This is a genomic window from Streptomyces sporangiiformans (assembly GCF_005768555.2).
Lineage (GTDB): Bacteria > Actinomycetota > Actinomycetes > Streptomycetales > Streptomycetaceae > Streptomyces > Streptomyces sporangiiformans.
Window position 1 is genome coordinate 18,256 of the sequence record NZ_VCHX02000179.1, and the last position, 22,289, is coordinate 40,544.

The 22,289-nt window shown below is 70.3% G+C and carries 21 protein-coding genes and 1 tRNA gene; 11 read left to right on the forward strand and 11 right to left on the reverse strand.

What is annotated here, in order from left to right:
* Positions 1–87 precede the first annotated feature (87 nt).
* From FGD71_RS32225 to FGD71_RS32235, 3 genes are all read right to left on the reverse strand, one after another.
* Positions 88–900: an SCO1664 family protein gene (locus FGD71_RS32225; RefSeq protein ID WP_181359317.1), complete on the reverse strand. Its 813-nt coding sequence runs from the start codon at positions 898–900 to the stop codon at positions 88–90.
* Positions 864–1,454 (reverse strand): DUF3090 domain-containing protein, encoded by a 591-nt coding sequence (locus FGD71_RS32230; protein WP_119104092.1) that lies wholly within the window; start codon positions 1,452–1,454, stop codon positions 864–866. Before FGD71_RS32230 ends, FGD71_RS32225 begins: the two co-directional genes overlap by 37 nt.
* Before the next feature lie 96 nt (positions 1,455–1,550).
* Entirely contained in the window at positions 1,551–2,237 is a 687-nt protein-coding gene (locus tag FGD71_RS32235; protein ID WP_119104093.1) for a histidine phosphatase family protein, read from the reverse strand.
* A gap of 62 nt (positions 2,238–2,299) precedes the next feature.
* On the opposite strand from FGD71_RS32235, the gene corA reads away from it, so the two are divergent.
* The gene (corA, locus tag FGD71_RS32240) at positions 2,300–3,298 is read left to right on the forward strand and encodes a magnesium/cobalt transporter CorA (protein WP_162931287.1); all 999 of its coding nucleotides are present in this window, start codon (positions 2,300–2,302) and stop codon (positions 3,296–3,298) included.
* 25 nt (positions 3,299–3,323) lie between these two features.
* Here corA and FGD71_RS32245 read toward each other — a convergent pair whose 3' ends face one another.
* Both FGD71_RS32245 and FGD71_RS32250 read right to left on the reverse strand, forming a co-directional pair.
* Positions 3,324–4,112, reverse strand: a complete 789-nt coding sequence (locus tag FGD71_RS32245) for a ferritin-like domain-containing protein (RefSeq protein ID WP_119104132.1) — start codon at positions 4,110–4,112, stop codon at positions 3,324–3,326.
* Positions 4,113–4,336: 224 nt separating this feature from the next.
* The gene (locus FGD71_RS32250) at positions 4,337–5,401 is read right to left on the reverse strand and encodes an LLM class F420-dependent oxidoreductase (RefSeq protein ID WP_119104095.1); all 1,065 of its coding nucleotides are present in this window, start codon (positions 5,399–5,401) and stop codon (positions 4,337–4,339) included.
* 152 nt (positions 5,402–5,553) lie between these two features.
* On the opposite strand from FGD71_RS32250, the gene FGD71_RS32255 reads away from it, so the two are divergent.
* Together FGD71_RS32255 and FGD71_RS32260 are read left to right on the forward strand one after the other, a co-directional pair.
* A complete protein-coding gene (locus tag FGD71_RS32255; RefSeq protein ID WP_119104096.1) occupies positions 5,554–6,537 on the forward strand; it encodes an aldo/keto reductase in 984 nt (327 codons plus the stop codon).
* Entirely contained in the window at positions 6,534–8,765 is a 2,232-nt protein-coding gene (locus FGD71_RS32260; protein WP_119104097.1) for a helix-hairpin-helix domain-containing protein, read from the forward strand. Before FGD71_RS32255 ends, FGD71_RS32260 begins: the two co-directional genes overlap by 4 nt.
* A 64-nt stretch (positions 8,766–8,829) precedes the next feature.
* Here the strand turns inward: FGD71_RS32260 and FGD71_RS32265 are convergent, their stop codons facing one another.
* On the reverse strand, positions 8,830–9,549 hold the full coding sequence (locus FGD71_RS32265) for a hypothetical protein (RefSeq protein ID WP_119104098.1): 720 nt from the start codon (positions 9,547–9,549) through the stop codon (positions 8,830–8,832).
* A 47-nt stretch (positions 9,550–9,596) separates the two neighbouring features.
* Here FGD71_RS32265 and FGD71_RS32270 point away from each other — a divergent pair, with 47 nt between their 5' ends.
* The gene (locus FGD71_RS32270) at positions 9,597–9,785 is read left to right on the forward strand and encodes a DUF5703 family protein (protein ID WP_033323315.1); all 189 of its coding nucleotides are present in this window, start codon (positions 9,597–9,599) and stop codon (positions 9,783–9,785) included.
* Positions 9,786–9,858: 73 nt separating this feature from the next.
* Here FGD71_RS32270 and FGD71_RS32275 read toward each other — a convergent pair whose 3' ends face one another.
* From FGD71_RS32275 to FGD71_RS32285, 3 genes are all read right to left on the reverse strand, one after another.
* Positions 9,859–10,608, reverse strand: coding sequence for a chaplin (locus FGD71_RS32275; RefSeq protein ID WP_119104099.1), 750 nt, complete (start codon positions 10,606–10,608; stop codon positions 9,859–9,861).
* Positions 10,609–10,759: 151 nt separating this feature from the next.
* Positions 10,760–10,993, reverse strand: a complete 234-nt coding sequence (gene chpH / locus FGD71_RS32280; protein WP_119104100.1) for a chaplin ChpH — start codon at positions 10,991–10,993, stop codon at positions 10,760–10,762.
* 172 nt (positions 10,994–11,165) lie between these two features.
* A complete protein-coding gene (locus tag FGD71_RS32285) occupies positions 11,166–12,491 on the reverse strand; it encodes a M20/M25/M40 family metallo-hydrolase (protein ID WP_119104101.1) in 1,326 nt (441 codons plus the stop codon).
* 190 nt (positions 12,492–12,681) lie between these two features.
* On the opposite strand from FGD71_RS32285, the gene FGD71_RS32290 reads away from it, so the two are divergent.
* Positions 12,682–12,769: transfer RNA gene (locus FGD71_RS32290), tRNA-Leu, on the forward strand.
* Between the two features lie 140 nt (positions 12,770–12,909).
* On the opposite strand, the gene FGD71_RS32295 is transcribed toward FGD71_RS32290, so the two are convergent.
* Both FGD71_RS32295 and FGD71_RS32300 read right to left on the reverse strand, forming a co-directional pair.
* Positions 12,910–13,875, reverse strand: a complete 966-nt coding sequence (locus FGD71_RS32295) for a phosphotriesterase family protein (RefSeq protein ID WP_162931288.1) — start codon at positions 13,873–13,875, stop codon at positions 12,910–12,912.
* A gap of 73 nt (positions 13,876–13,948) precedes the next feature.
* Positions 13,949–14,653, reverse strand: coding sequence for a GntR family transcriptional regulator (locus tag FGD71_RS32300; RefSeq protein ID WP_140936000.1), 705 nt, complete (start codon positions 14,651–14,653; stop codon positions 13,949–13,951).
* Between the two features lie 221 nt (positions 14,654–14,874).
* On the opposite strand from FGD71_RS32300, the gene FGD71_RS32305 reads away from it, so the two are divergent.
* The 6 genes from FGD71_RS32305 to FGD71_RS32330 all read left to right on the forward strand — a co-directional run bounded on the left by FGD71_RS32305 (position 14,875) and on the right by FGD71_RS32330 (position 22,285).
* Positions 14,875–15,654: a sugar isomerase domain-containing protein gene (locus tag FGD71_RS32305; protein ID WP_205571166.1), complete on the forward strand. Its 780-nt coding sequence runs from the start codon at positions 14,875–14,877 to the stop codon at positions 15,652–15,654.
* Positions 15,651–16,343 carry an SDR family NAD(P)-dependent oxidoreductase gene (locus FGD71_RS32310; RefSeq protein WP_119104105.1) on the forward strand — a complete coding sequence of 231 codons (693 nt, stop codon included), beginning with the start codon at positions 15,651–15,653 and terminating at the stop codon, positions 16,341–16,343. The genes FGD71_RS32305 and FGD71_RS32310 overlap by 4 nt, the downstream gene beginning before the upstream one ends.
* Positions 16,340–17,692 carry an FAD-dependent oxidoreductase gene (locus FGD71_RS32315; protein WP_162931289.1) on the forward strand — a complete coding sequence of 451 codons (1,353 nt, stop codon included), beginning with the start codon at positions 16,340–16,342 and terminating at the stop codon, positions 17,690–17,692. Before FGD71_RS32310 ends, FGD71_RS32315 begins: the two co-directional genes overlap by 4 nt.
* A gap of 160 nt (positions 17,693–17,852) precedes the next feature.
* Positions 17,853–18,836 (forward strand): ROK family protein, encoded by a 984-nt coding sequence (locus FGD71_RS32320; protein WP_119104106.1) that lies wholly within the window; start codon positions 17,853–17,855, stop codon positions 18,834–18,836.
* A 309-nt stretch (positions 18,837–19,145) separates the two neighbouring features.
* Positions 19,146–20,819, forward strand: a complete 1,674-nt coding sequence (locus FGD71_RS32325) for a glycoside hydrolase family 13 protein (protein ID WP_119104107.1) — start codon at positions 19,146–19,148, stop codon at positions 20,817–20,819.
* A gap of 110 nt (positions 20,820–20,929) precedes the next feature.
* Complete coding sequence (locus tag FGD71_RS32330; protein WP_119104108.1) at positions 20,930–22,285, forward strand: ABC transporter substrate-binding protein; 1,356 nt, start codon at positions 20,930–20,932, stop codon at positions 22,283–22,285.
* The last annotated feature ends 4 nt before the right edge of the window (positions 22,286–22,289 follow it).

Genomic DNA, 22,289 nt, shown 5'->3' on the forward strand with positions numbered 1-22,289 from the left:
TAACCGGACGGATGTTCCGCATACGAACCGGTCCAGGACCGTTGTCCGGGAAGGCGTTCTTGCGTGTGCGGCCGCGATCTGCTCGCCCTACACGGGCGGCCACGGAATCGCGGGCCACTCCCCCGAGGGCTCCGGGTGCCGTCCAGTGGTGAGCAGATCGGTGACACGCGCGCGCGTGGCGTCCAGTTCGGCCGCCGTGATGAGCTCGCCCAGCCGCAGGCCCAGCGCCCCGTCCAGAGCCTGTCTGAGCCGCCCGAGAGCATCGAGGGCCTCAGGGGTGAGCTTCTCCCCCGCCCAGCCCCACAGCAGCGTCCGCAGCTTGTTCTCGGCGTTGAAGGTGACCCCGTGGTCGATTCCGTACAGCCGGCCCTCAGGGGTGGGCAGCAGATGCCCGCCCTTGCGGTCGGCGTTGTTGATCACCGCGTCGAGTACGGCCAGCCTGCGCAGCCGCTCGTCGTCGGCGTGCACGAGCAACGCCGTACGCCCCTCACCGACCTCGGCGAACCCGACGGCCTTCCAGCCGTCGCCGGGCTCCTCCGCGTCGACCAGCGCGAGCAGCTCGGCGCCGGGTACCGGCTCGATCCACAGCTGGCACATGCCCTCGCCGTACGGCCCCTCGCGCAGCACGGTCGTGGGGACGAGCCCCCAGCCGGTCGCCTCGGACACCTCGTACGCCGCGACCTCCCGCTGCGCCAGCGTCCCGTCGGGGAAGTCCCACAGCGGGCGCTCGCCGGCGACCGGCTTGTAGACGCAGGAAGCCGTGCGGCCCTCGTACGCCACGTCGCACAGCAGCACCGCGTTGGAGGCCTCACGCACGCGACCGCGCACCGTCAGCTCGCCCTCGGCGAGCAGCTCGGCCGTGGTCACGTCTCGCGACGGTATCCGTTCTGGCGCGGACATACGTGTCCTTCCGGGTCGAGCGGGAGGCTGCACAGCGGACACGGCGGCCGGCCCGCGTTGACGACGTCGAGGGCGCGCTTGGCGAACGCCCTGGCCTGCGCACCGGTGAGGCGGACCCGCAGCATCGGCGGACCGTTCTCCTCGTCCTGCAGAAGCTGTTCCTCGGCGGCGGCCAGGTCCTCCTCGGAGTCGGCGTCCAGCTCCACGAGCGCCTGTGCCTCGACGATCATGCGTTGTTCGTCGCCGTCCCAGGCCAGCGCCATGGTGCCGACCCGGAACTCCTCGTCGACGGGAGTCTCGAGCGGGTCGGTGTCGGAGACCTCCGTCGGGGCCATCGCCGGGACGGCCGCGCTGCCTCCCGTACGCCGTACGACCTCGTCCAGAAGCTCATCCATCCGCTCGGCGAGCGCCGCCACCTGCGTCTTCTCCAGGGCCACGCTGGTCACCCGGGGTCCGGCCGAGGCCTGCAGGAAGAAGGTACGGCGCCCGGGCAGCCCGACCGTACCGGCCACGAAACGGTCCGGTGGGTCGTAGAGGAACACCTGACGGGACACGTCCTGTCTCCATTGGATCGAATGCTGTCATCGACTGCGCTTGCTGCTGGCAACTGCTGCCCTGCTTCAACCGCTTCACCCTACTGCGGGCGACGATCACGGTGCGCCCGCACCGCCACCGACCGGGGCCTGCCCGCCGGGGGGCTCCTCGCGCGGCGCCAGGGACGCGAGATCGCCGGTGTCCCCGAGGCGTACGAGAAACGGCCGCAGCCGTGTGTAACGGATCGCGGTGATGGAACACGGTTCTACAGAAATCCGCTGGAAGAGGTCCAGGTGAAGTCCGAGTGCGTCCGCCACAAGGGATTTGATGACGTCGCCGTGCGAGCACATGAGATAGACGGCGTCGGCTCCGTGATCGCGTTCCACGCGCGCGTTCCACTCGCGTACCGCTTCGGCGGCCCGCGTCTGCATCGCCCGCATCGACTCGCCGCCGGGGAACGCCGCGGCGGACGGATGCGTCTGTACGACCTCCATCAGCGGCTCGTCATTCAGCTCGGCGAGCTTGCGGCCGGACCAGTCCCCGTAGTGGCACTCCCCGATGCGCTCATCGCTGTGCGCCCGCAGCCCGGGCCGGGCCTCGAGCAGCGGCCGCACCGTCTCCTGGCAGCGCTGCAGGGGGCTGGTGACGACTTCGGAGATCGGCAGCCCGGCCAGCCGCCCGGGCAGCGCGGCGGCCTGTTCGGTGCCGCGCTCGTCGAGGGCGACGCCGGGCGTCCACCCGGCGAGGAGTCCCGCGGTGTTGGCGGTGGAACGTCCGTGCCGGACGAGGATCAACGTGGGCATGCGGCCCAGCCTAGGCCTCTGCCCCAGCACGCCCCGGGCGGGGCGTCGGGAGGGTGTGCCCCGTGATCGTCGACTGTGCCATCTACCGCGACGGACACCGGACGGAGGGGCCCGATGACCTCTCCGACGCTCTCGACGCGGCGCGGGCCACGCGTGAGGCGTTCGTCTGGATCGGGCTGCACGAGCCCACGGAGAGCGAGTTCGGCCTCGTCACCGAGGAGTTCGGGCTGCATCCGCTGGCGGTCGAGGACGCCCTGAAGGCTCATCAGCGGCCCAAGCTGGAGGTGTACGACGACTCGTTGTTCGCGGTCCTCAAGCCGGTGACGTACGAGCCCGACAGCGATGTCGTCTCCTCCGAGGAGCTCATGATCTTCCTCGGTGACTCCTTCGTGGTGACCGTGCGCCACGGTGAAGGATCGCCGCTGGGGGCCGTGCGGCGCCGCCTGGAGGAGGATCCGGACCTGCTCCGGCACGGCCCGACGGCGGTGCTCTACGCGATCGCCGACGCCACCGTCGACCACTACCTGGTCGTGGCGACCGAGCTGCAGACCGACCTGGAGGAACTGGAGACGGAGGTGTTCTCGCCGAGCAGCGGCGGTACGCGGCACACCGCGTCCCGGATCTACACCTTCAAGCGGCAGATCCTGGAGTTCCGCAGGGCCACGGGCCCGCTGGCCATGCCGCTGACCCGGCTCGCGGGCAGCGGGCAGTCCAGTACGGGGCTGCCGTTCGTCGACGACGAGGCGCAGCCGTTCTTCCGTGACGTCAGCGACCATCTGACGCGCGTGAACGAGTCGGTGGAGGGCCTGGACCGGCTCGTCTCGGACATCCTGTCGGCGCACCTCGCGCAGACGAGCGTGCGGCAGAACGACGACATGCGGAAGATCTCGTCGTGGGCCGCGATGGCGGCGGTCCCGACGATGATCGCGGGGATCTACGGAATGAACTTCGAGCACATGCCGGAGCTGCACTGGGGGTGGGCCTATCCGGCGATCATCCTGCTGATGGCGGTGCTCGAGGTGTTCCTCTTCCGGCTCTTCAAGCACCGCGGCTGGCTGTGAGCCGCACGCGCGCGCGGATCACGGGCTACGCGAACTCGGGCGCCGACGACGCGGGGCCGCCGAGGGCGTCGCGCCGCTCCGGCATCTTCAGCGAGACCATCCGCCGCCAGCCGGCGAGGCGTTCGTACACGTACACGGCGTGGATGGCCGCGGCGAGGACCCACCTCTTCGCGCTGGGCCAACCGAGGATGCGCCCCATGTGGTCCATCACGGCGAGGCTGACGTTCCGGTACATGCGGATCTCGGCGAGTGCGGCCTCGCGCAGCGTCCGCTGGATGGCCCGGCCGTGCCCGGCGGCCGCGAAGCGCAGCAGCTCCTCGTGGCAGTACGCGAGGTGGTTGTCCTCGTCGTCCGAGATCATCCTGACCGCCCGGCCGATGTCGGGGTGGTCGGCGAAGTGCTTGCGCAGCAGCTCCATCTGCTCGGAGGCGCGCTGCTCGGTGACTCTGCTGTGCGCGAGGTAGGTGACGATGTCCTGCACGGTGAGCGCCTGGTCGCTCTTGAGCTTGTCGTGGGCGAGACCGATGCCGTGCTTCTCCAGGAGCATCGTGTAGTCGGTCTCGGGCGGGACCTCTACGGGCTGCAGACCGCGCTTCTTCATGAGCGCGTTGAAGATCCGCCCGTGCTTGTCCTCGTCCGCGCCGTGCCGGGTGATCTTGGGCGCGAGTGCCCGCTCGTCCTCCGGCACGAGAGCCGCGATGCGCGCGTTCTCCCAGCCCCCCTGTGTTTCTCCGCTGGCGGCGATGGAGCAGAAGAGCCGGAACGACTCGTCGTTGTCGAGGATCTCCTGGAACAGACTCTTGGCCGAAAGCATCACTGCCACCTCCATGCAGGACTCCGCAAAGAACGAGTCAAATGCGCTGTCCGGCGTGCGGCAACATCTGTGTCGGACAATTCCGCCGAACGGTGGACACCAGGGCCCGTGGGGCGCGTAACCGAGTGGGCCGTTGCGCGTTGTTCCCTGCGACGGCCGTGGCGGGGAAGACCCCCCGAGCCCCCACCACGGCCGCGGAACTTTCCGCCCGGCGTTCTGCCGGGTTACGCGAGGCCGGCGCGCTCCAGGGCTTCGGTGCCGGCCCTCAGCGAGGCGAGCCGGTCGTCCAGTGTGAAGCCGGCGGGCGCCAGGCTGAGCGTGGTGACCCCGGCGGCCGCGTAGGCCTTCATCCGGTCCGCGATGCGGTCCACGGAGCCCAGCAGCGAGGTCTGGTCGATGAGTTGCTGCGGAACGGCGGCGGCCGCGCCCGCCTTGTCGCCGGACAGGTACTTCTCCTGGATCTCGGCGGCCTCCTTCTCGTATCCCATGCGCTGGGCGAGCTGGTTGTAGAAGTTCTGCTTGGGGCTGCCCATGCCGCCCACGTAGAGCGCGGTGTAGGGGCGGAACGTGTCGGCCAGGGCGGACACGTCCTTGTCCCCGTCCTTGGGGCCCACGGCGAGCGGCAGTGTCGGGCAGACGTCGAAGCCGTCCAACGTCGCGCCGGCCTTCTCGCGGCCCGCGCGCAGATGCCGGAGCGTCGTCTCCTCCAGGTGTTCGGCGGAGGGGAAGATCAACAGGGCGCCGTCGGCGATCTCGCCGGTCTGCTCCAGGTTCTTCGGGCCGATCGCCGCGATGTAGAGCGGGATGTGCTCCCGCTGCGGGTGCACGGTCAGCTTGAGCGGCTTGCCGGGGCCGTCCGGGAGCGGCAGCGTCCAGTGCGCGCCCTCGTACGACAGGCGCTCGCGGGTCATCGCCTTGCGGACGATCTCGACGTACTCGCGGGTGCGGGCCAGCGGCTTGTCGAACTTGACGCCGTACCAGCCCTCGGAGACCTGCGGTCCGGAGACGCCGAGGCCGAGGCGGAAGCGGCCGCCGGAGAGCGAGTCGAGCGTCGCGGCGGTCATCGCGGTCATCGCGGGCTGGCGGGCGGGGATCTGGAAGATGGCGGAGCCGACGTCGATGCGCTCGGTCTGCGCGGCGACCCAGGTGAGTACGGTGGCCGCGTCGGAGCCGTAGGCCTCGGCGGCCCAGCAGACCGAGTAGCCCAGGCGGTCGGCCTCCTTGGCCACGGCGAGATTGTCCGCGTCCATTCCGGCGCCCCAGTAGCCGAGGTTGATCCCGAGCTGCATGGCCGATTCCCCTTACTGATCAGTAACGTCCTTTGTGGGCACCCTAGCGCGCCAGTGCTCCCAGCGGCAGGGACGGGTTGGACCGGGAGAGGTGGGGCGGGTTGTCCACAGGCCCACCACACACTGACTGACGGCCAGTAATCTCAGCCCACATGGAGCAGAGGCATCTCGGCCGTACCGGCCTGCGCGTGTCCAGGATCGGGCTCGGCACCCTCACCTGGGGGCGGGACACCGACGAGCACGACGCCGCGGACCTGTTGAAGGCGTTCTGGGAGGCGGGCGGAACCCTCGTCGACACGGCGGACGTGTACGGGGACGGGGAGGCCGAGTACCTGCTCGGACAGCTCATGGAAGGGCTGGTGTCGCGCCGGGATCTGGTGATCTCGACGAAGGCGGGCAGCGTGCCGGATCCCGACCGGCGCTTCGACGGTTCGCGCGGACATCTGCTCGCCGCGCTCGACGCCTCACTCGCGCGGCTCGGCACGGACTATGTGGACCTGTGGCAGATCCACGCCTTCGACCCCCGGACGCCGCTGGAGGAGACGCTTCAGGCCCTCGACCTCGCCGTCAGCAGCGGTCGGGCACGGTACGCCGGGGTGTCCAACTTCTGCGGCTGGCAGCTGGCCAAGGCGGCGACCTGGCAGCTCGCGGCGCCCGGGGTGCGGACCCGGCTCGCGAGTACGCAGATGGAGTACTCGCTGCTGCAGCGCGGCGTCGAACGCGAAGTGCTGCCCGCGGCTCTGGACCTGGGGATAGGCCTGCTCCCGTCGTCCCCGCTGGGCCGGGGTGTGCTCACGGGCAAGTACCGGCACGGGACGCCCGCGGACTCCAGGGGTGCGTCGGAGCATCTGGCGCCGTTCGTCGCGCCGTATCTGGACGATGCGGCGAGCAGCATCGTGGACGCGGTGACGACCGCCGCGGACGGGCTCGCGGCGACGCCGCTCCAGGTTGCCCTCGCATGGGTCCGCGACCGGCCCGGAGTCGCCGCCCCCATCATCGGCGCGCGCAACGCCCTGCAGCTCACGGCCGCGTTGTCAGTGGAGAGCCTTAGTCTTCCTGACGAGATCTGCCGAGCGCTCGACGACGTGTCAGCGCCGGTGCACCACTATCCCGATCACGACTGGAGCACGCTGTGACCACGGATCCCGCTGCCGCGGAGGAACCCGAACCGGGGACGCCGGGCGACGGCGCCGGCGGGGACGCCGGGGACCCAAGCGCTACCGGGACGGGCGACGCTGCCGACGGCGGTGAGGGCTCGGCCGCGGCGAGCGGTGAGGAGAGTTCCTCGGCCGGTGAGGGGGATGCCGCCGCCGGGGAGCTGTCCGAGGCCGAGGCCGCGATGGCCGCGCAGCGGGAGCTGCGGGAGCGGATCGAGCGGCGGAAGGCCGAGAAGCAGGGGCCTGTCGAGGCGGGCGGGAAGCTGAGCGGGAAGGCGGCCGATCTCCTCGCGGCCGTACGCGCGGTGGAGAGCGGGGAGAAGCCCGCGGCCGGCGTCTTCGGGGAGCAGGAGCCCGCCTCGCGCAGGCCTGCCCCGGAGCCGGTGCGGCGGCCGCAGCTCGTCACCTCGTCCGTCGCCGCACCGGTGGCGGCCGAGACCGTCGACGCCGTACGGGCCGTACTCGTCGAGGGCGGCGCACCCGACGCCCTCGCACCACAGGCCGCCGCGGTCCTCGGCGAGGGTGCGGACGCGGCGCTGCGCGAGGACCCCTGGCAGTTGCTGCGGCTGGCCGGGGTGCGGCCCGAGCAGGCGGACGGGTTCGCCCGGGCCCTGCTCGGCGCGGAGTGCGGGCCGGACGACGAGCGGCGGGGCCGGGCGGTCACCGTATGGCTCCTAGAGCAGGCGGCCCTCGTCGGCCACACCGCTCTGGAGGCCTCGACGCTCAGCACCGCGCTCGCGCAGCGCTCGGTCCCGGACCCCGACGCCGCCGTGCAGAGCGCCATCGCCGAGGGCGACGCCCTGGTGTTCCAGGACGCGCTGGACGACACCGGAGCCCCCGCGCCCCGCCGGCAGCAGGCCGACGACGAGGCCGAGGAGGGCGAGGGGGGCGAGCAGGAGCGGCCGGTCCGCGTCCTCATCGGCCTCGAGCGGAACGCGCTCGCCGAGGAGAGCCTCGCCGACGGGCTCGCGCGCGTGGTCAACTCACTGCCCAAGGAGGACGGCTCGGCCACGGACTGGGAGTCCGCGGCGACCGGCCCCGCCACCGAGCTGATCCGCGCCGTCGCGGGCCACGGCCTCGTCCTCCACACCGGCGGCGAGGCGTCCCGCGCGGAACCGGCCGCTCTGGTCGCCGCGGCCCGGGCGATGGGGCTGCGGGTGTGCGCGGCCACGCACACCGTGGACGGGCGGAGCCGGTTCGCCGCGCTGCTCGCGCCGGCCGAGACCCGGGACGAGGCCGCCCGGCCCGAGGAGAGCGTGACCACCGTCGCCGGACTGTTGTCCGGGGCCGAGGGGCCCGGGCGGGACCCGGACGGGATGCTGCGGACGGATCTGCTGGTCGTGCTCGACGCGCCGCAGCTGGATGTGGAGAGCGCGGCGATGCTGGCGGAGTCGCTGCCCGACGGGGCGCGGCTCGTGCTGAGTGGTGACCCCGGTGGGCTGTGGTCGGCCGGTCCCGGGCGGGTCTTCGCCGATCTGCTCGCTGCGCGGGTGTGCCCGCAGGTCGCCTCGCGGACGCCGGACCCCGGCCCGATCGGTGAGCTGGTCTCCGGCATCGGTGTGGGCGAGCTGCTCCAGGTGGACGCACCCGGCAAGGAGGTGGTGATCGTCCCGGTGCGTGACGCGGGCGAGGCGGTGCACCGCACCGTGCAACTGGTCGCGGACTCGGTGCCGCGGGCGATCGGGATTCCGGCCGAGCAGACCCAGGTGATCACTCCGGGGCACGGCGGCGCGGCGGGCACACGGGCGCTGAACGCCGCGCTGAAGGAACGGCTCAACCCTGGGCCGGGCCGCTTCGGCGGCTTCGACCCGGGCGACCGGATCGCCTACACGCCGACGCCGGGTCGTACGGTGCCGGGCCGCGTGGTGAAAGCCGATGCCGAGGGGCTGCATCTGGAGTGCGTGGGCGCCCCCGTCGTCGTACCGAAGGAGCGCGTCGAGCAGACGGTGCGCCACGGCTGGGCACTCACCGCGCACCAGGCCGTCGGACTGCGCTGGCCCGCCGCGGTCGTGGTCCTCCCCGGCGACGCAGTCCAGGCCCTCACCAGGCCCTGGGTCTACACGGCCTTCAGCCGGGCCGAACATCACCTCTCCGTCGTCCACGGCGTCGAGCAGGCCCTGCCGCGCGCGGTGGCCGAACTCCCCGCCAAGCCCCGCACGACCCGCCTGCCCACCCTGCTCACCGCCCAGGTCCCGGCAGCCGGCTGACAAAGCGGTGGCGGCCACCGGGCCTCTCGGCCCCGTGACCGCCACCGTGGGAACTGCGGCGACTTCAGCGATCCGCGTCCAGCGGCTCGAGGTCCTCGTCGTCGTCCGGGTCGCCGTCGAGGTCGGGATCCAGGCCGTCCCGGGTGGTGTCGTCCAAGTCGTCGTCGATCTCGTCGTCGAAGACGGCGCTGACGTCGAAGCGGCAGATGATCCGCTGGGGATCGGCCCCGTCGAAGGGGGCGTCCAGCCATTCGCCGGGCTCGGCCGGTTCGTCCGCGGCGGTGACCCAGAGCGTGGAGTCGCCTTCCTCCAGACCGAACTCCTTGTGCCGGGTGGCGATTTCATCCGGTTCGAACTCGCCGAACAGCACACCCAGCGCCCCGTGCACGGTACCGGCGGCCGCGTCGAAGCCCGCGCCCGCCGCCCCGGATTCCTCCACGGCCTCCACGCGCTGGGCCTGCGCCAACAGTCGCTGCGGCTCCACCACGGCGTAGTCACGGCGGATCAGGACGCTGAGCGCGTTCGGCTCCTCCGGGCCTGTGTACGGCGGCAGAGTGTCGTCCGTACCGGGGATCTCGAAGGGCGTGACCTCGTCATAGCGTTCGTACAGGAGCTCGTCGTACTCCTCGGCGGCCGCGGCCATCTGGTTGAACGCCTCGTAGACGGCCGGGTCGTCCTCACCCGACCTGCGCTCGACCGCCGCCAGGTGACGGTCGAGCGCGGCCTTGACCGCCTCGGCGGCGGCGCGTACCTCGGCAGCGGTGGGCTGCGCAGCATCAGACATAGTGCAGACGCTATCCGTATACGGGCTCTGGCCGCACAATAGATGCGATGCCGGAATACGAATTTGTCGACGTGTATGTGCCGCGTGGGGTCTCCCGCAAGGAAACGACACGCCTGCTGACGGACCATGCGGAGTACGGACACTGGGAGCTGGATCGACTCAGCCTGCACCCCGACGGCAGCCGCAGGGTGCGGTTGCGCCGGCGGATCATCCGCCAGGTGCGTGCCACGTGGTGACGGGGAGTGGCCGAAACGGAGGGGGTCCCGCAGTCGCCGCCGCGGGACCCCCTCCGTTCACGTATGACGTCCTTTACGCCGCGGCACGTGCCTTGCGGTAGAGCACGGCGCCCATCAGCAGCGCGCCCGCGCCCACCGGCAGCGCGAGGCCGATCGGCACCTCACTGCCGGTCTTTGCGAGCTGCGGGGTCTCCTTGAGCGGCGTGGTGGCCTGGACCGCCGGGTGGCTCCGGCTGTCGTCGCTTCCGGCCTCCTCCTCGGGGAACACCGCCGTCTCCGGCGTCTGCGGCTCAGCGGGCTGTGCCGGAACAGCCGGCGTCTCCGGCACCTGAGGCTCGCTCGGAGCCTCCGGCTCCTCGTTCTCGACCGGCGTCGTCACGGTCCCGTCCGAGGCGTCGCCGCAGCCGTTGCTGTCGGTCGAGTTGCCGAGACCGACGACGTTGACGCTGTTGCCGCAGGCGCTGACGGGCACGTCCACCGGGACCTGGACGTTGTTGCCCGAGGCAACGCCGGGCGAGTCACTGGTGCTCCCGTCGGCCTGCGCCCCGCCGTCCGACGCGGTGCTGGAGGCGGAACCGCCGCCCTGGTTGGCGCAGCTGTTGCCCGCCGCCGCGTTGAGCAGACCGATGACGTTCACGGTGTTGCCGCAGACGTCGACCGACGTGTGCACCGGAACCTGCACCGTGTTCCCCGAGAGGACTCCCGGAGAATCCGAGGCGGCACCGTCCGCCGCGGCGTCGGCGTACGCGGCGCCGCCGGTGACGGCCAGAACTCCAGTCGCGGCCGCCACGGTCATCAGGCCCTTGCGGGTGACCTGTCGCATAGCTTTTCCCTGCCTTGCTGCTTCAGGAAGATGCACGCGCGGATATGCGCGCACATCGAATAGGAATGTCGTAGGAATATCGACGACCCCGGAGCGCATGGCGCGCGCTCCGGGGCCGCGAATTCAAACCCTCGCGGGGTGAGACACGACGTTACACGTTAGTGCAGGAATTGCCGAAGGCGGGATTCAGCAGCCCGATCACGGAGATCGTGTTGCCGCAAACATTCACCGGCACGTGAACGGGCGCCTGAACGACGTTGCCCGAAAGCACGCCGGGCGAGTGTACGGCGGCGCCCTGAGCACCGGCGTCGGCAGCCGCGACTCCCGCACTCGCGAGAATGAGGCCACCCGTGGCAGCCGCAGCGGCGACGACCTTCTTGATCATTTTTCCTCCTTGTTGGCAATGCGACCCTGGTCATGGATCTCATCACTTGTAACGAGGAGGGAGTAATAGGGCTACGAGCCTATGAGCGCATTCACTCTTCTCAGTCGAACCCGCACGCATTGACGATTATTGGAGTTTCGTTTCAGCGCGTGAATTCGGGACGCTTCGACGCTCAGGACACCTCGATAAAGCGGTCGAGCACTCGAACTCCGAACTTCAGGGCGTCAACCGGCACCCGCTCGTCGATCCCGTGGAACATGCCCGCGAAGTCCAGCTCCGGCGGCAGCTTCAGCGGAGCGAAGCCGAAGCAACGGATGCCGAGGTCGTCGAAGGACTTGGCGTCGGTGCCGGCCGAGAGCATGTACGGCACGGCGCGGGCGATCGGGTCCTCGGCGGACAGCGCGGTCTGCATGGCGTCCACGAGAGCCCCGTCGAAGGTGGTTTCCAGGGCCTTGTCGGCGTGCACGTCCTCGCGCCGCACCCGCGGGCCGAGGATCCGGTCCAGGTCGGCGAGGAACTCCTCCTCGTAGCCCGGCAGATAGCGGCCGTCGACATGCGCGGTCGCCTGGCCCGGGATGACGTTGACCTTGTAACCGGCGCCCAGCTGGGTCGGGTTGGCGGTGTTCTGCAGCGAGGCACCGATGAGCTTGGCGATCCCGCCGAGCTTGGCGAGCGTCTCGTCCATGTTCTCGGGGTCGAGCTCGGTGCCGAGCGCGTCGCCGAGCTCGTCGAGGAAGTGGCGGAGCGTCTTGGTGACCCGCACCGGGAACTTGTGCCGGCCGAGCCGTCCGACGGCTTCGGACAGTTCGGTGATGGCGTTGTCCCGGTGGATCATCGAACCGTGACCGGCGGTGCCGTCCACGGTCAGCTTCATCCAGTGCATGCCCTTCTGGGCCGTCTCGACGAGGTACAGCCGCAGCTTCTCGTTGACGGTGAAGGAGAACCCGCCGACCTCACCGATCGCCTCGGTGACGCCCTCGAAGAGGTCCGGGTGCTTGTTCACGAGGTGCTTGGCACCGAACTTTCCGCCCGCCTCCTCGTCCGCCAGGAAGGCCAGCACGATGTCCCGGGGCGGCTTGCGGCCGCTGCGCAGGCGGTCACGGACCACCGCGAGGGTCATCGCGTCCATGTCCTTCATGTCGACCGCGCCGCGCCCCCACACACAGCCGTCCGCGATCTCGCCGGAGAACGGGTGGTGGGTCCAGTCCGCCGCGTTGGCCGGTACGACGTCGGTGTGGCCGTGGATGAGCAGAGCGGGCCGCGAGCGGTCCTCGCCCTCGATCCGGGCGACCGTGGAGGCGCGGCCCTTGTGCGACTCGAAGATCTGGGGCTCGAGTCCCACCTCGGCGAGCTTCTCGGCGACGTACTCGGCGGCCTTGCGCTCACCTGGACCGGAGTGGTCGCCGTAGTTGCTGGTGTCGATCTGGATGAGCTCGCGGCAGAGGTCGACGACCTCGTCCTCACCGGTGATGCTCCTGGCCGTGTCCGACTCGCTCACAGGGCTTCCTCCCACGGTCACTGCTGGTGGTGGTCCCCCTCATCCTCCCTCTCCGGCCCGCCCGACCCCAAGGGCGGACTCGGCCCGTCACACAGGGTTCACACCCGGCAGCCCCGTGATCGGGAGCCCTCGGAAGCCTGGTAATGTTTTCTCTGTCGCCGCGGGCGAAACCCCGCACGCGATACACCTGGTCCGGGTGGCGGAATGGCAGACGCGCTAGCTTGAGGTGCTAGTGCCCTTTATCGGGCGTGGGGGTTCAAGTCCCCCCTCGGACACCAACGAAATCCCTGCGGTCGGCCTTCGACCGTGGGGATTTACCGTTGTNCAACGAAATCCCTGCGGTCGGCCTTCGACCGTGGGGATTTACCGTTGTGCGGGTCGATGGCGAGCTCGAGGTGGTGAACCCGCAGGCCGACGTTCAAGCGGCACAGGTCTCTTTGGCCAGCAGCCCCTGGGGGGCATGTCGCAGCACGGTCTCCACCGCCTCGTCGCCCAGGCGTCGGCGCAGCCGCGGGACGAAGTCCCTGCCGAGCACGTCCATGCCCGGACCGCCGCCGTAGGCACTGAGAGAGGACTTGCGTCCCACGTCGGTCCCCAAGCAGATCCGGCCCAGTTCGCCCGCCTCGGCCATACGCTCGATGAGGTCGAGGACGACCGAGTCCGGCCGGTACTTGATCCGCCCGATCGTGTCGTAGACGAGGTGGGCGCCGCGGGCGATCAGATCGAGATGGAGTTCCGGGTCGGGGTTGCGGTCGGTGTGGGCGAGCAGGACCCGTCCGGCCGGGATGCCGTGCCTGTCCAGAAGGTCCAGGGCGGCGTGTGCGGCGGTCCCGACCTCGGTGTGCACCGCCACCGCCACTCCGGTGTCCCGGGCCGCCGCGGCTCCCGCGGCGAACCAGCGCTCCTCGTGGCGGTCGATCCGGTGGTACGAAGCCCCGAGCTTGATGATGCCCGCCCTGTGGGGGCTGGGCAGGGGGCGCGGGAAGTCCCAGTCGTAACGGTCCATGCCGACCTGGAGGTCGTCCAGGAGTACGTCGAGAAGCGTCGCGTCATCGGCGTGGCGGGCCCAGTGAGCGGCCGGATAGTGCGCGCTGCGGTGGAACCCGGTCGCGGCGACGACGTGGACCCCGCTCGTCCGGGAGACCTCGGCGAGTTGACCGGGGCGGCGTCCCAGACCGACCGGCGTCAGGTCGACGACCGTGCGAATGCCGCTTGCCGCCACACGCAGGAGCTCGTCAGCCGCCTTGTCGGTGTCGAGGAACTCGTCACCCGGGTTGACCGGGGTGCGCAGGAAGACGTGCTCGTGGGCATCCACGTCGCCGAGTTCGTCAGCGGCGACCGGGCCCAGGACGGTCTCGACGAGAGGGGTCTCGACGACAGCCAATGCTGTTTCTCCTTCCGGTTCTCCTTCCGGGTGCCGCCCTCCCGGGCGGCAGGCGCCACTTTCGGCACAGGCTTTAGGCGAGTTCGATGTGGAACACGAACCGGGAACCCGCGTAGCGGGATTCGGTGAGTTCGACGGGTGAGCCGTCGGCGGTGGTGACCAGCCGGCGCTCGACGAAGATGGGCGCACCGATGGGCAGGTCCAGGAGGGCGGCGTCATCCTCGGTGGCGATGGCCGCTATCTGCGTTCCCGTCGCGCGGGTGGGAGCGAATCCCTTGCCGGTGAGCGCCTGGTGGAGCGAGCCACGGGCCAGATCCTCGCCCAGCAGCCAGGCACAGGAGGGCGGCAGGACGACGTTCTCGATCGCCATCGGCTGGTCGTCGGCCAGCCGCAGCCGTCGTACGTGAACGACGTTGGACTGGGGTGCGAGCCTGAGCGCGGTGATCTCCTCCTGACTGCCCGCGCGCAGTTCACTGGTCAGGACGGTCGATGACACGGTCATCCCGCGCAGAGCCATCTCCTCGGTGAAGGAGCGCAGTTGGCCCATCTGTCGGTGGACCTGCGGTTCCCCGACGAACGTACCGACACCGGAGATCCGGTAGATCACGCCTTCGGCGACCAGGCGCTGGGTCGCCTGCCTGACGGTCATCCGGCTGACCTGGAACAGGTCGCACAGTTCCGCGTCGGACTCGATCTGATCCCCAGGGCTCAGCCCCGCGATCCGGCTGCGGATGTGCCGTTCGACCGCTTCATGTCGCGGCATGGGCCGCCGAGCCACGGCTTCCTCCTTTGTCTATACCGGTATGCCCCACGCAGCATAGGCCGCCCTTCGACATGCGTCCACACCCGGCGCACTCGGCCGGAACCAAAGATCAGCCAGCACTGGTTCTTGACGTGGTATCGATCGGCGTCCTAGCTTCATGCCCGTACTACCTGTCTATACATACTCCCCGTCACACACAGCCCTGTCTCCGCCCTCGCACCGAGAGGTTTCCGCACGTGCCATCGTGGATCCGTACCGCAGTCGGGATCGTCGAGGAGATTGCCGAATCCCAGGCCGACGCCATCGAGGCGGCGGCGCAGATCGCCGCCAGGTCGATCGCCGACGACGGCGTCGTCTACACCTTCGGCACCGGTCATTCACGCATGCCGGTGGAGGAGATCTTTCCCCGCTACGGCTCCTACCCCGGCTTCCAGCCGCTGGTAGAGCTCTCGATGACGTTCCACACCCAGGTGGTGGGGGCCAACGGACAGCGGCAGGCGATGTTCATCGAACGCGTCGAGGGGCTGGCCGAGCAGATCCTCGCCAACTTCCGGCTGCGCCCTTCGGACAGCATGTTCATCTTCAGTGTCAGCGGACTCAACGCCGTCCCCATCGAGATGGCGATGGGCGCGAAGAAGGCAGGCCTGCCGGTCATCGCGGCCACGTCGCTGCGGGAGACGAACGCCGCCGAACCACGGCATCCGAGCGGATCCCGGCTCGCCGACCACGCCGATGTGGTGATCGATCTGGGATCGCCGGTCGGCGACGCCATCTGCCGGGTCCCCGGCCTGGACGTCCCGGTCGGCCCGGTGAGTACCTTCACCGCGATCGCCGTGGTCAACGAGATCAAGGTCCGGGTGGCCGAGTTGCTGGCCGAGCGGGGCGCCATGCCGCCGGTCATCACCAGCTCCCGCCTGGTCGGCGCGGACCGCAGCAATGAGCTGTTCGAGGGCGCCTACCTCGAATTCGCCCGCCGCTCCGCCGCCGCTCTGCGCACCGCGGACGGCGCACGATGAAGCGCCTGCTGGTGGCCGGCGCCCGGGGCGGAATCGGCGCCGCGTGCGTCAACGCCGCGCGGGCCGCCGGTGCTCAGGTGTTCGAGGCCGACCGCGATACGTACGACATCACGGTGTCCGCGGGCGCCGACGCGGCGGTGACACGAGCAGCCGAGGCTCTGGACGGCCTCGACGGCATCGTGCACGCGGTGGGCATGTCCGGTCGGCGTCTCGGCGACGGGCCGGTCGACGAGTGCGGCGACGAGGCGTGGCACGAAGTGCACCGGGTCGACCTCGACTCCGTGTTCTACCTGCTGCGCGCCGGCATACGGCAGTTGTCCGGCTCGGGCGGGTCGATCGTCGTCATCGGCTCGGCCCTGGCGAGCACACTGGACGAGGACTTCCTCACCGCGGCCTACGCCAGCGCGAAGGGCGCTCTGGCCCCCCTGGTGCGCTCGGCCGCGTTCACCGGAGCCCCCAAGGGTGTGCGCGTCAACATCGTGGCGGCCGGCCTGGTGGACACACCGATGGCCGCACGTGCCATGGCCGATCCCGCGATCCAGGGCCGGATGCCGCGGTTGATGCCGCTCGGCGCACGGGCCTGCAGCCCCGAAGAGATCGCCGACACCGCCTTGTGGCTGCTGTCGGAGGCCTCCTCCCGCACGACCGGTGCGGTGGTCCCCGTAGACGGAGGGTGGCACCTGAGGTGAACGGCACACGCGTCAGCCAGGCGGAGGCCGGTCGCCATCCGCTGCTGTGGGACGGTGATGTGGTGGTCGTCGGCGGCGGGTCGGCGGGCTGCGCGGCAGCCGTCGCGGCAGCTCGCCGGGGCGCTTCCACCCTGCTCGTGGAGGCTGCCGCTCACCTGGGCGGCACCGGGGCGAGCGTCCTGGACACCTTCTACGGCTTCTACGCGCCCGGCACGGGTGATCGCGTGGTCGGCGGCGTCGGATGGGAGGTGTGCCAGGCGCTCACCACTCGCAAAGCGGCCTTCGAACGCCCCAACACCTACGGCGCGGGCACCGGCATCACCTACGACCCGGAGACGCTCAAACTGGTCTGGGACGAAGTCACCGGCTCCGCCGGGGTGCGGGTCCTGTTCCACGCCGGCGCGTCACGGGTGGTGATGGAGGGTCAGAACGTTCTGGGGGTAGTAGTCGAGACGGTCGCCGGCCCTGGGCACGTGCGCGCCGGAGTCGTCATCGACGCCAGCGGTGACGCCGACGTGGCGTGGCGTGCGGGGGCGGCTCTGGAGCGGCCCGCCGAGGACCGTGTCGTGCAGCCACTCACCCAGACGTTCCGGCTCGCCGGCGTCGACGCCGCGGTGACACCGACGGCTGAGCTGCACCGGCTGATGGCTCTGCACGCGGACTCGGGAGCGTATGAGCTGCCCCGGCGCGAGGGTTCCGTCCACCGGACAACCGAACCCGGCGTCGTCCACACCAACGTGACCCGCGTGAGTGGTATCGACCCGACCGACCCGTGGCAGCTTTCGGGAGCCGAGCAGGAGGGGCGCCGCCAGGTCGTCGAGTACACACGGTTCCTCCGAGAGCAAGTCCCGGGGTACGAGCGGGCTTTCCTCATCGCGTCCGCGCCGCGCATCGGCGTGCGGGAGAGTCGCCGCCTGATCGGAGAGTACGTCCTGGACAGGGAAGACGTGCTGAGTGCGCGCCAGTTCAAGGACGCCATCGCGCTCTGCGGCGCTCCCATCGAGGACCACGCCGCCGGACACAGGACGATCTGGCAGTACGTCGGCTCCGGTGACGAGACACCCACCGGCCGCACCTACGGGGTGCCCTATCGATGCCTGCTCCCCCGCGGCGTCGACGGTCTGCTCGTCGCGGGCCGGTGTCTGTCGGCCACCCATGACGCCCACGCCTCCGTCCGTTCCATCGGACAGTGCATGGCGATGGGGCAGGCCGCGGGGACGGCGGCGGCGCTGACGGTCTTTGCCGGACACCGGCCCCGCGATGCGGACATCGGCGCACTGCGCGAACAACTCGCAGCCGACGGCGCCCTGATCTCACCCGGTCGACTCGCTCCCTCGGCAAAAGGCTAGACAGGTCGCCGTCCGACCCATGGTTCTGGTTGACCGCCCGTCACATCGACTCAATCAGCCGAGATTTCTGATTCTTTACGCCTCGACTGATTGACTAGACGATTTGCCCGGGCCTAGCTTCCCCTTAAGTCTATACAGGTAATACTGATCAGGAGATCGCATGGTCGCGACCAGGAGCGGTCCTCGCCCCGCAGGTTCCGCCCTGGGGGTGGACATCGGGGGCACGAACATCAAGTGGGTGCACCGGGCCAGGGCGGCCGTCGTCGAACAGGGCACGCTGCCCACCCCCGCCGGCGGCCCCGTGCAGATCGTCGCCGCGATCGCCGAGCTCGCGGTCGCCCGCACCGTCGAGGCCATCGGCGCAGCACTGCCCGGCCACCTGAGCCCGGATATGCGATCAACCACCACCATCCCGAACATCGACGGCGACTGGCAGGACTTCCCGCTGGCGGACCTGCTCGAGCGCGCGACCGCGAAGCCCGTACTGCTGATGAATGACGCACGCGCGTTCGCCTCGGCGGAACTCACGCTCGGCTCCGCCCGCACCCACACCGACGTGGTGTTCATGACCATGGGCACCGGGATAGGCGGTGCGATCGCCCTGGGTGGCACCGTCCTGAGAGGGCCCGGCGACCGGGTCGGCGAGATCGGGCACATGGCCGCCGCGCCCGGCGGCGACCTTTGCGGATGCGGGGCTCGTGGCTGCCTGGAGACGGTGGCGGGCGGCCGGGCGCTGGCGGCCAGATGGTCCCAGGCCCTCGCCTCTCGCGGGACCGGGACCGGGACCGGGACCCAGGATCGGTCGGCGACACCCGAGGACCTGGTCAGGGCCGCCCGCTCGGGCGACACCACGGCCCTGGAGATCCTCGGCACCGCCGCCACGGCCGTAGGCACGGTCCTGGGGAGCGTGCTGGCCCAACTCGGCCTCTCGACCGTCGTCGTCGGCGGTGGCGTCGCGCCCGCCTTCGAAGTGATGCGACCGGCCGTCGAGCCGGCACTCGGCGACCGTCGGCGACTGATCGGCCCAGTGACGATCCTGGCCGCCGCGCTCGGCCCGTACGCCGGCGCGATGGGCGCGGCCCTGAACGCCACGGCGCAGCCTCTCGCCGTGCCTTCGGCACGCCCTCAGTTATCCGGGATCTGACGGCCTTTCGCACCCGCCGACGGGCATCGCGTCCGGCGAACGGCCTTTCGTCCCCACCGGCGCGCGGTCACGCCCGGCGGCCCGGATCCGCCCACGGAAAGAATCCGTGCCCTCCCCCTCAACTCCTTCGCCCATTCCTGCCAAGCCGCCTCCCGAGCTGCCCTCCAAGCCGCCCCCCCCAAGCCGCCCCCCCCAAGCCGCCTCCCAACGCGCCTTCTGTGGCGCAGGATCCGGCGCCCTGTCCACCGGCCGTCGCTCTCCCCGCTCGGCGGCCGGTTTCCATCACGCCCCTCCCAGGACGGTTTCCCGATGATCGACGCGTTCGTCGAAGACGGCCCGGTACCGAACGAACCGCGCCCCTCTGAGCGGTCCGAGCACACGGCCAGGCAGCAGTGGTGGCGCACGGCCGTCATCTACGAGGTGTACGTCCGCAGTTTCCTCGACAGCACCGGGGACGGCATCGGCGACCTCGCCGGTGTGCGCGCGGGCCTGCCGTACCTCAAGCGGCTCGGTGTCGACGGCATCTGGCTCAACCCGTTCTATCCCTCGCCGCAGTACGACCACGGCTACGACGTCGCCGACTACTGCGACGTGGACCCGGTCTACGGAGACCTGGCGGAGTTCGGCCGCCTGGTGGATGACGCGCACCGCCTGGGGTTCAAGGTGCTCATCGACATCGTCCCCAACCACTGCTCCAGCAAGCACCCTTGGTTCCTGCAGGCCCTGGCAGAAGGCCCGGACGGGCCTGCCAGATCCCGCTTCCACTTCGCCGAGGGCCGTGGCACAGGCGGGGAACTGCCGCCCAACAACTGGCACTCCATGTTCGGCGGACCCGCCTGGACCCGGGTCACCGAGCCCGACGGCACGCCGGGCCAGTGGTACCTGCACCTGTTCGGGCCGGAGCAGCCCGACCTGAACTGGCGCAACCCCGAGGTCGGCGGCTACTTCGAGCAGGTGCTGCGGTTCTGGCTGGACCGCGGCGTCGACGGGTTTCGCGTCGACGTGGCCACCGGCCTCTTCAAGCGCCCCGGGCTGCCGGACTCCCCGGACCCGGCGGCCGACGCGCGGGCCCGCGACACGGTCAACCCCCTGGCGTGGAACCAGCCCGAGACACATGGTGTGTGGCGCACTTGGCGCGCCGTCTGCGAGGAGTACACCGCCCGGGACGGCATCGACCGGCTGCTCGTCGGAGAGGTGTCCGTACGCACCCCGGCCGAGCAGGCCGCCTATGTCCGCCCGGACGAACTCCATCAGGCGTTTTTCTTCCACATGCTGACGGCCCCGTGGGACGCCGCCACCTTCCGCGGGGTCATCCAGGACGCTCTGCAGGACATAGCGGGCACCGGCTCGACCATCACCTGGGTGCTCAACAATCACGACCAGGTCCGTACCGTCACCCGGTACGCGGCCGCCGCCCGCGCTCGCGCCGCCGCGCTGCTGATGCTCTCGCTGCCCGGCGCCGCCTACATCTACCAGGGCGAGGAGCTCGGTCTGCCGGAGGTCGTCGACCTGCCGGACGAGGTGCTCACCGACCCGATCTTCCATCGCAGCGGCAGCCGCGTCGGAATCCGCGACGGCTGCCGCGTGCCACTGCCGTGGTCGGGGCACATGTCCCCGTTCGGTTTCACCTCGGGCGAGGGCATCGTCAAGCCGTGGCTGCCGCAGCCCGACTGGTTCGCCGCGCACACCACCGAACGGCTCATGGCCGACCCCGGTTCCTTCTGGCACCTCTACCACGACGCTCTGCGGTTGCGCGCGAGCCTGCCGTCGCTCGGCAACGGGACGCTCCGCTGGCTGGAGTCTCCGCCACAGGTCCTGGCCTTCGTCCGCGGTGACGGGCTGGTGTGCGCCGTCAACTTCGGCGACGTCCCTTGTCCCGCCCCGGTCCCCGGCACGCCGCTCCTCGCGAGCGGTCCCTGCCCTCCCGGGACCCTTCCCGGCAGCACCGCCGCCTGGTGGGCGTCCGACGGCCTCACAGGCTGACTGACCCGGTATCTCCCGCTACCGGTTCCGTCCCGCTACACGTCCGCCCCTCGCTTCATGTTCCGCCCCTCGCTTCATGTTCCGTCCGTCTTTCACAAAGGAGTGACCGAATGAATGGCAGAGCGGCAGCACTGACGGCCGTCGCCGTCCTGATGATCGGGGCCGCCGGGTGCGGCTCCTCGGACAAGGACGCCTCCAGCAACCCGGCGGCCACCGGTGCCAAAGACGCCTCCACGCTGAACCTGCCCCGGCTCGACGGACAGGACCTGCAGGTGGCCGGCGTCTGGACGGGCGCCGAGCAGAAGAACTTCCTCAAGGTACTGGCCCGCTTCGACAAGCTGACGGGAGCGAAGACCACCTTCGTGCCCACCGGTGACAACGTGTCGACCTTCGTCGGCAGCAAGATCCAGGGCGGCTCTCCGCCGGACGTCGCTCTTCTCCCCCAGCCCGGCGTGCTCCAGCAGTTCGCCAAAGCCGGCTGGCTCAAGCCGCTCCAGCCCGCCGTGACCAAGGAGTTGGACCAGAACTACAGCCAGGCCTGGCGTGACCTCGGCACGTACAAGGACAAGCAGTACGGCGTGTTCTTCAAGGTCACCAACAAGTCCCTGTTCTGGTACAACACCGCGGCCTGGGAGCAGGCCGGACTGACCACCACCCCCACCACCTGGGAGCAACTGCTCAAGGACGCTCAGACCCTCGCCGACTCCGGCACCCCTCCGTTCTCCATAGGCGGCGCCGACGGCTGGCTCGTGACCGACTGGTTCGAGAACATCTACCTCAGTCAGGCCGGCCCGGCCATGTACGACAAGTTGACGAAGCATCAGATCAAGTGGACCGACCCCTCGGTGACCAAGGCCCTGACCACACTGGGCCAGATCTTCGGCAGGCCCGATCTGATGGCCGGAGGCACGCGGGGAGCACTGCAGACCGACTTCCCCACCTCGGTCGGCCAGGTCTTCGCCAAGCCGCCCAAGGCCGCACTGGTCTACGAGGGCGAGTTCATCGCGACGAACATCACCCAGGAGACCACGGCCGAGGTCGGCACCGACGCCAAGGTCTTCCCCTTCCCCGCCGTGGACGGCGGTAAGGCACCAGTGCTGAGCAGCGGCGACGTCGCGGTCGCTCTCAAGGACGGCGAGGGCGCGCGGGCGCTGATGCGGTTCCTGGCCTCCCCGGAGGCGGGGGGAATCGCCGTGCAGCAGGGCGGTTTCCTGTCTCCGAACAAGGCGGTCGCCTTCTCCAACTACCGCGACGACACCGTGCGGGGCATCGCGAAGAACCTGATCAAGGCAGGCGACAACATCCGGTTCGACATGTCCGATCAGGCACCGGCCGCCTTCGGCGGGACCAAGGGGCAGGGAGAGTGGAAGGACCTGCAGGACTTCCTCGCCAAGCCCTCCGACGTCGCCGGCGCGCAGAAGCAGCTCGAGGCGGACGCCGCGAAGGCGTTCGCCAAGGCGGGCTGAGGCA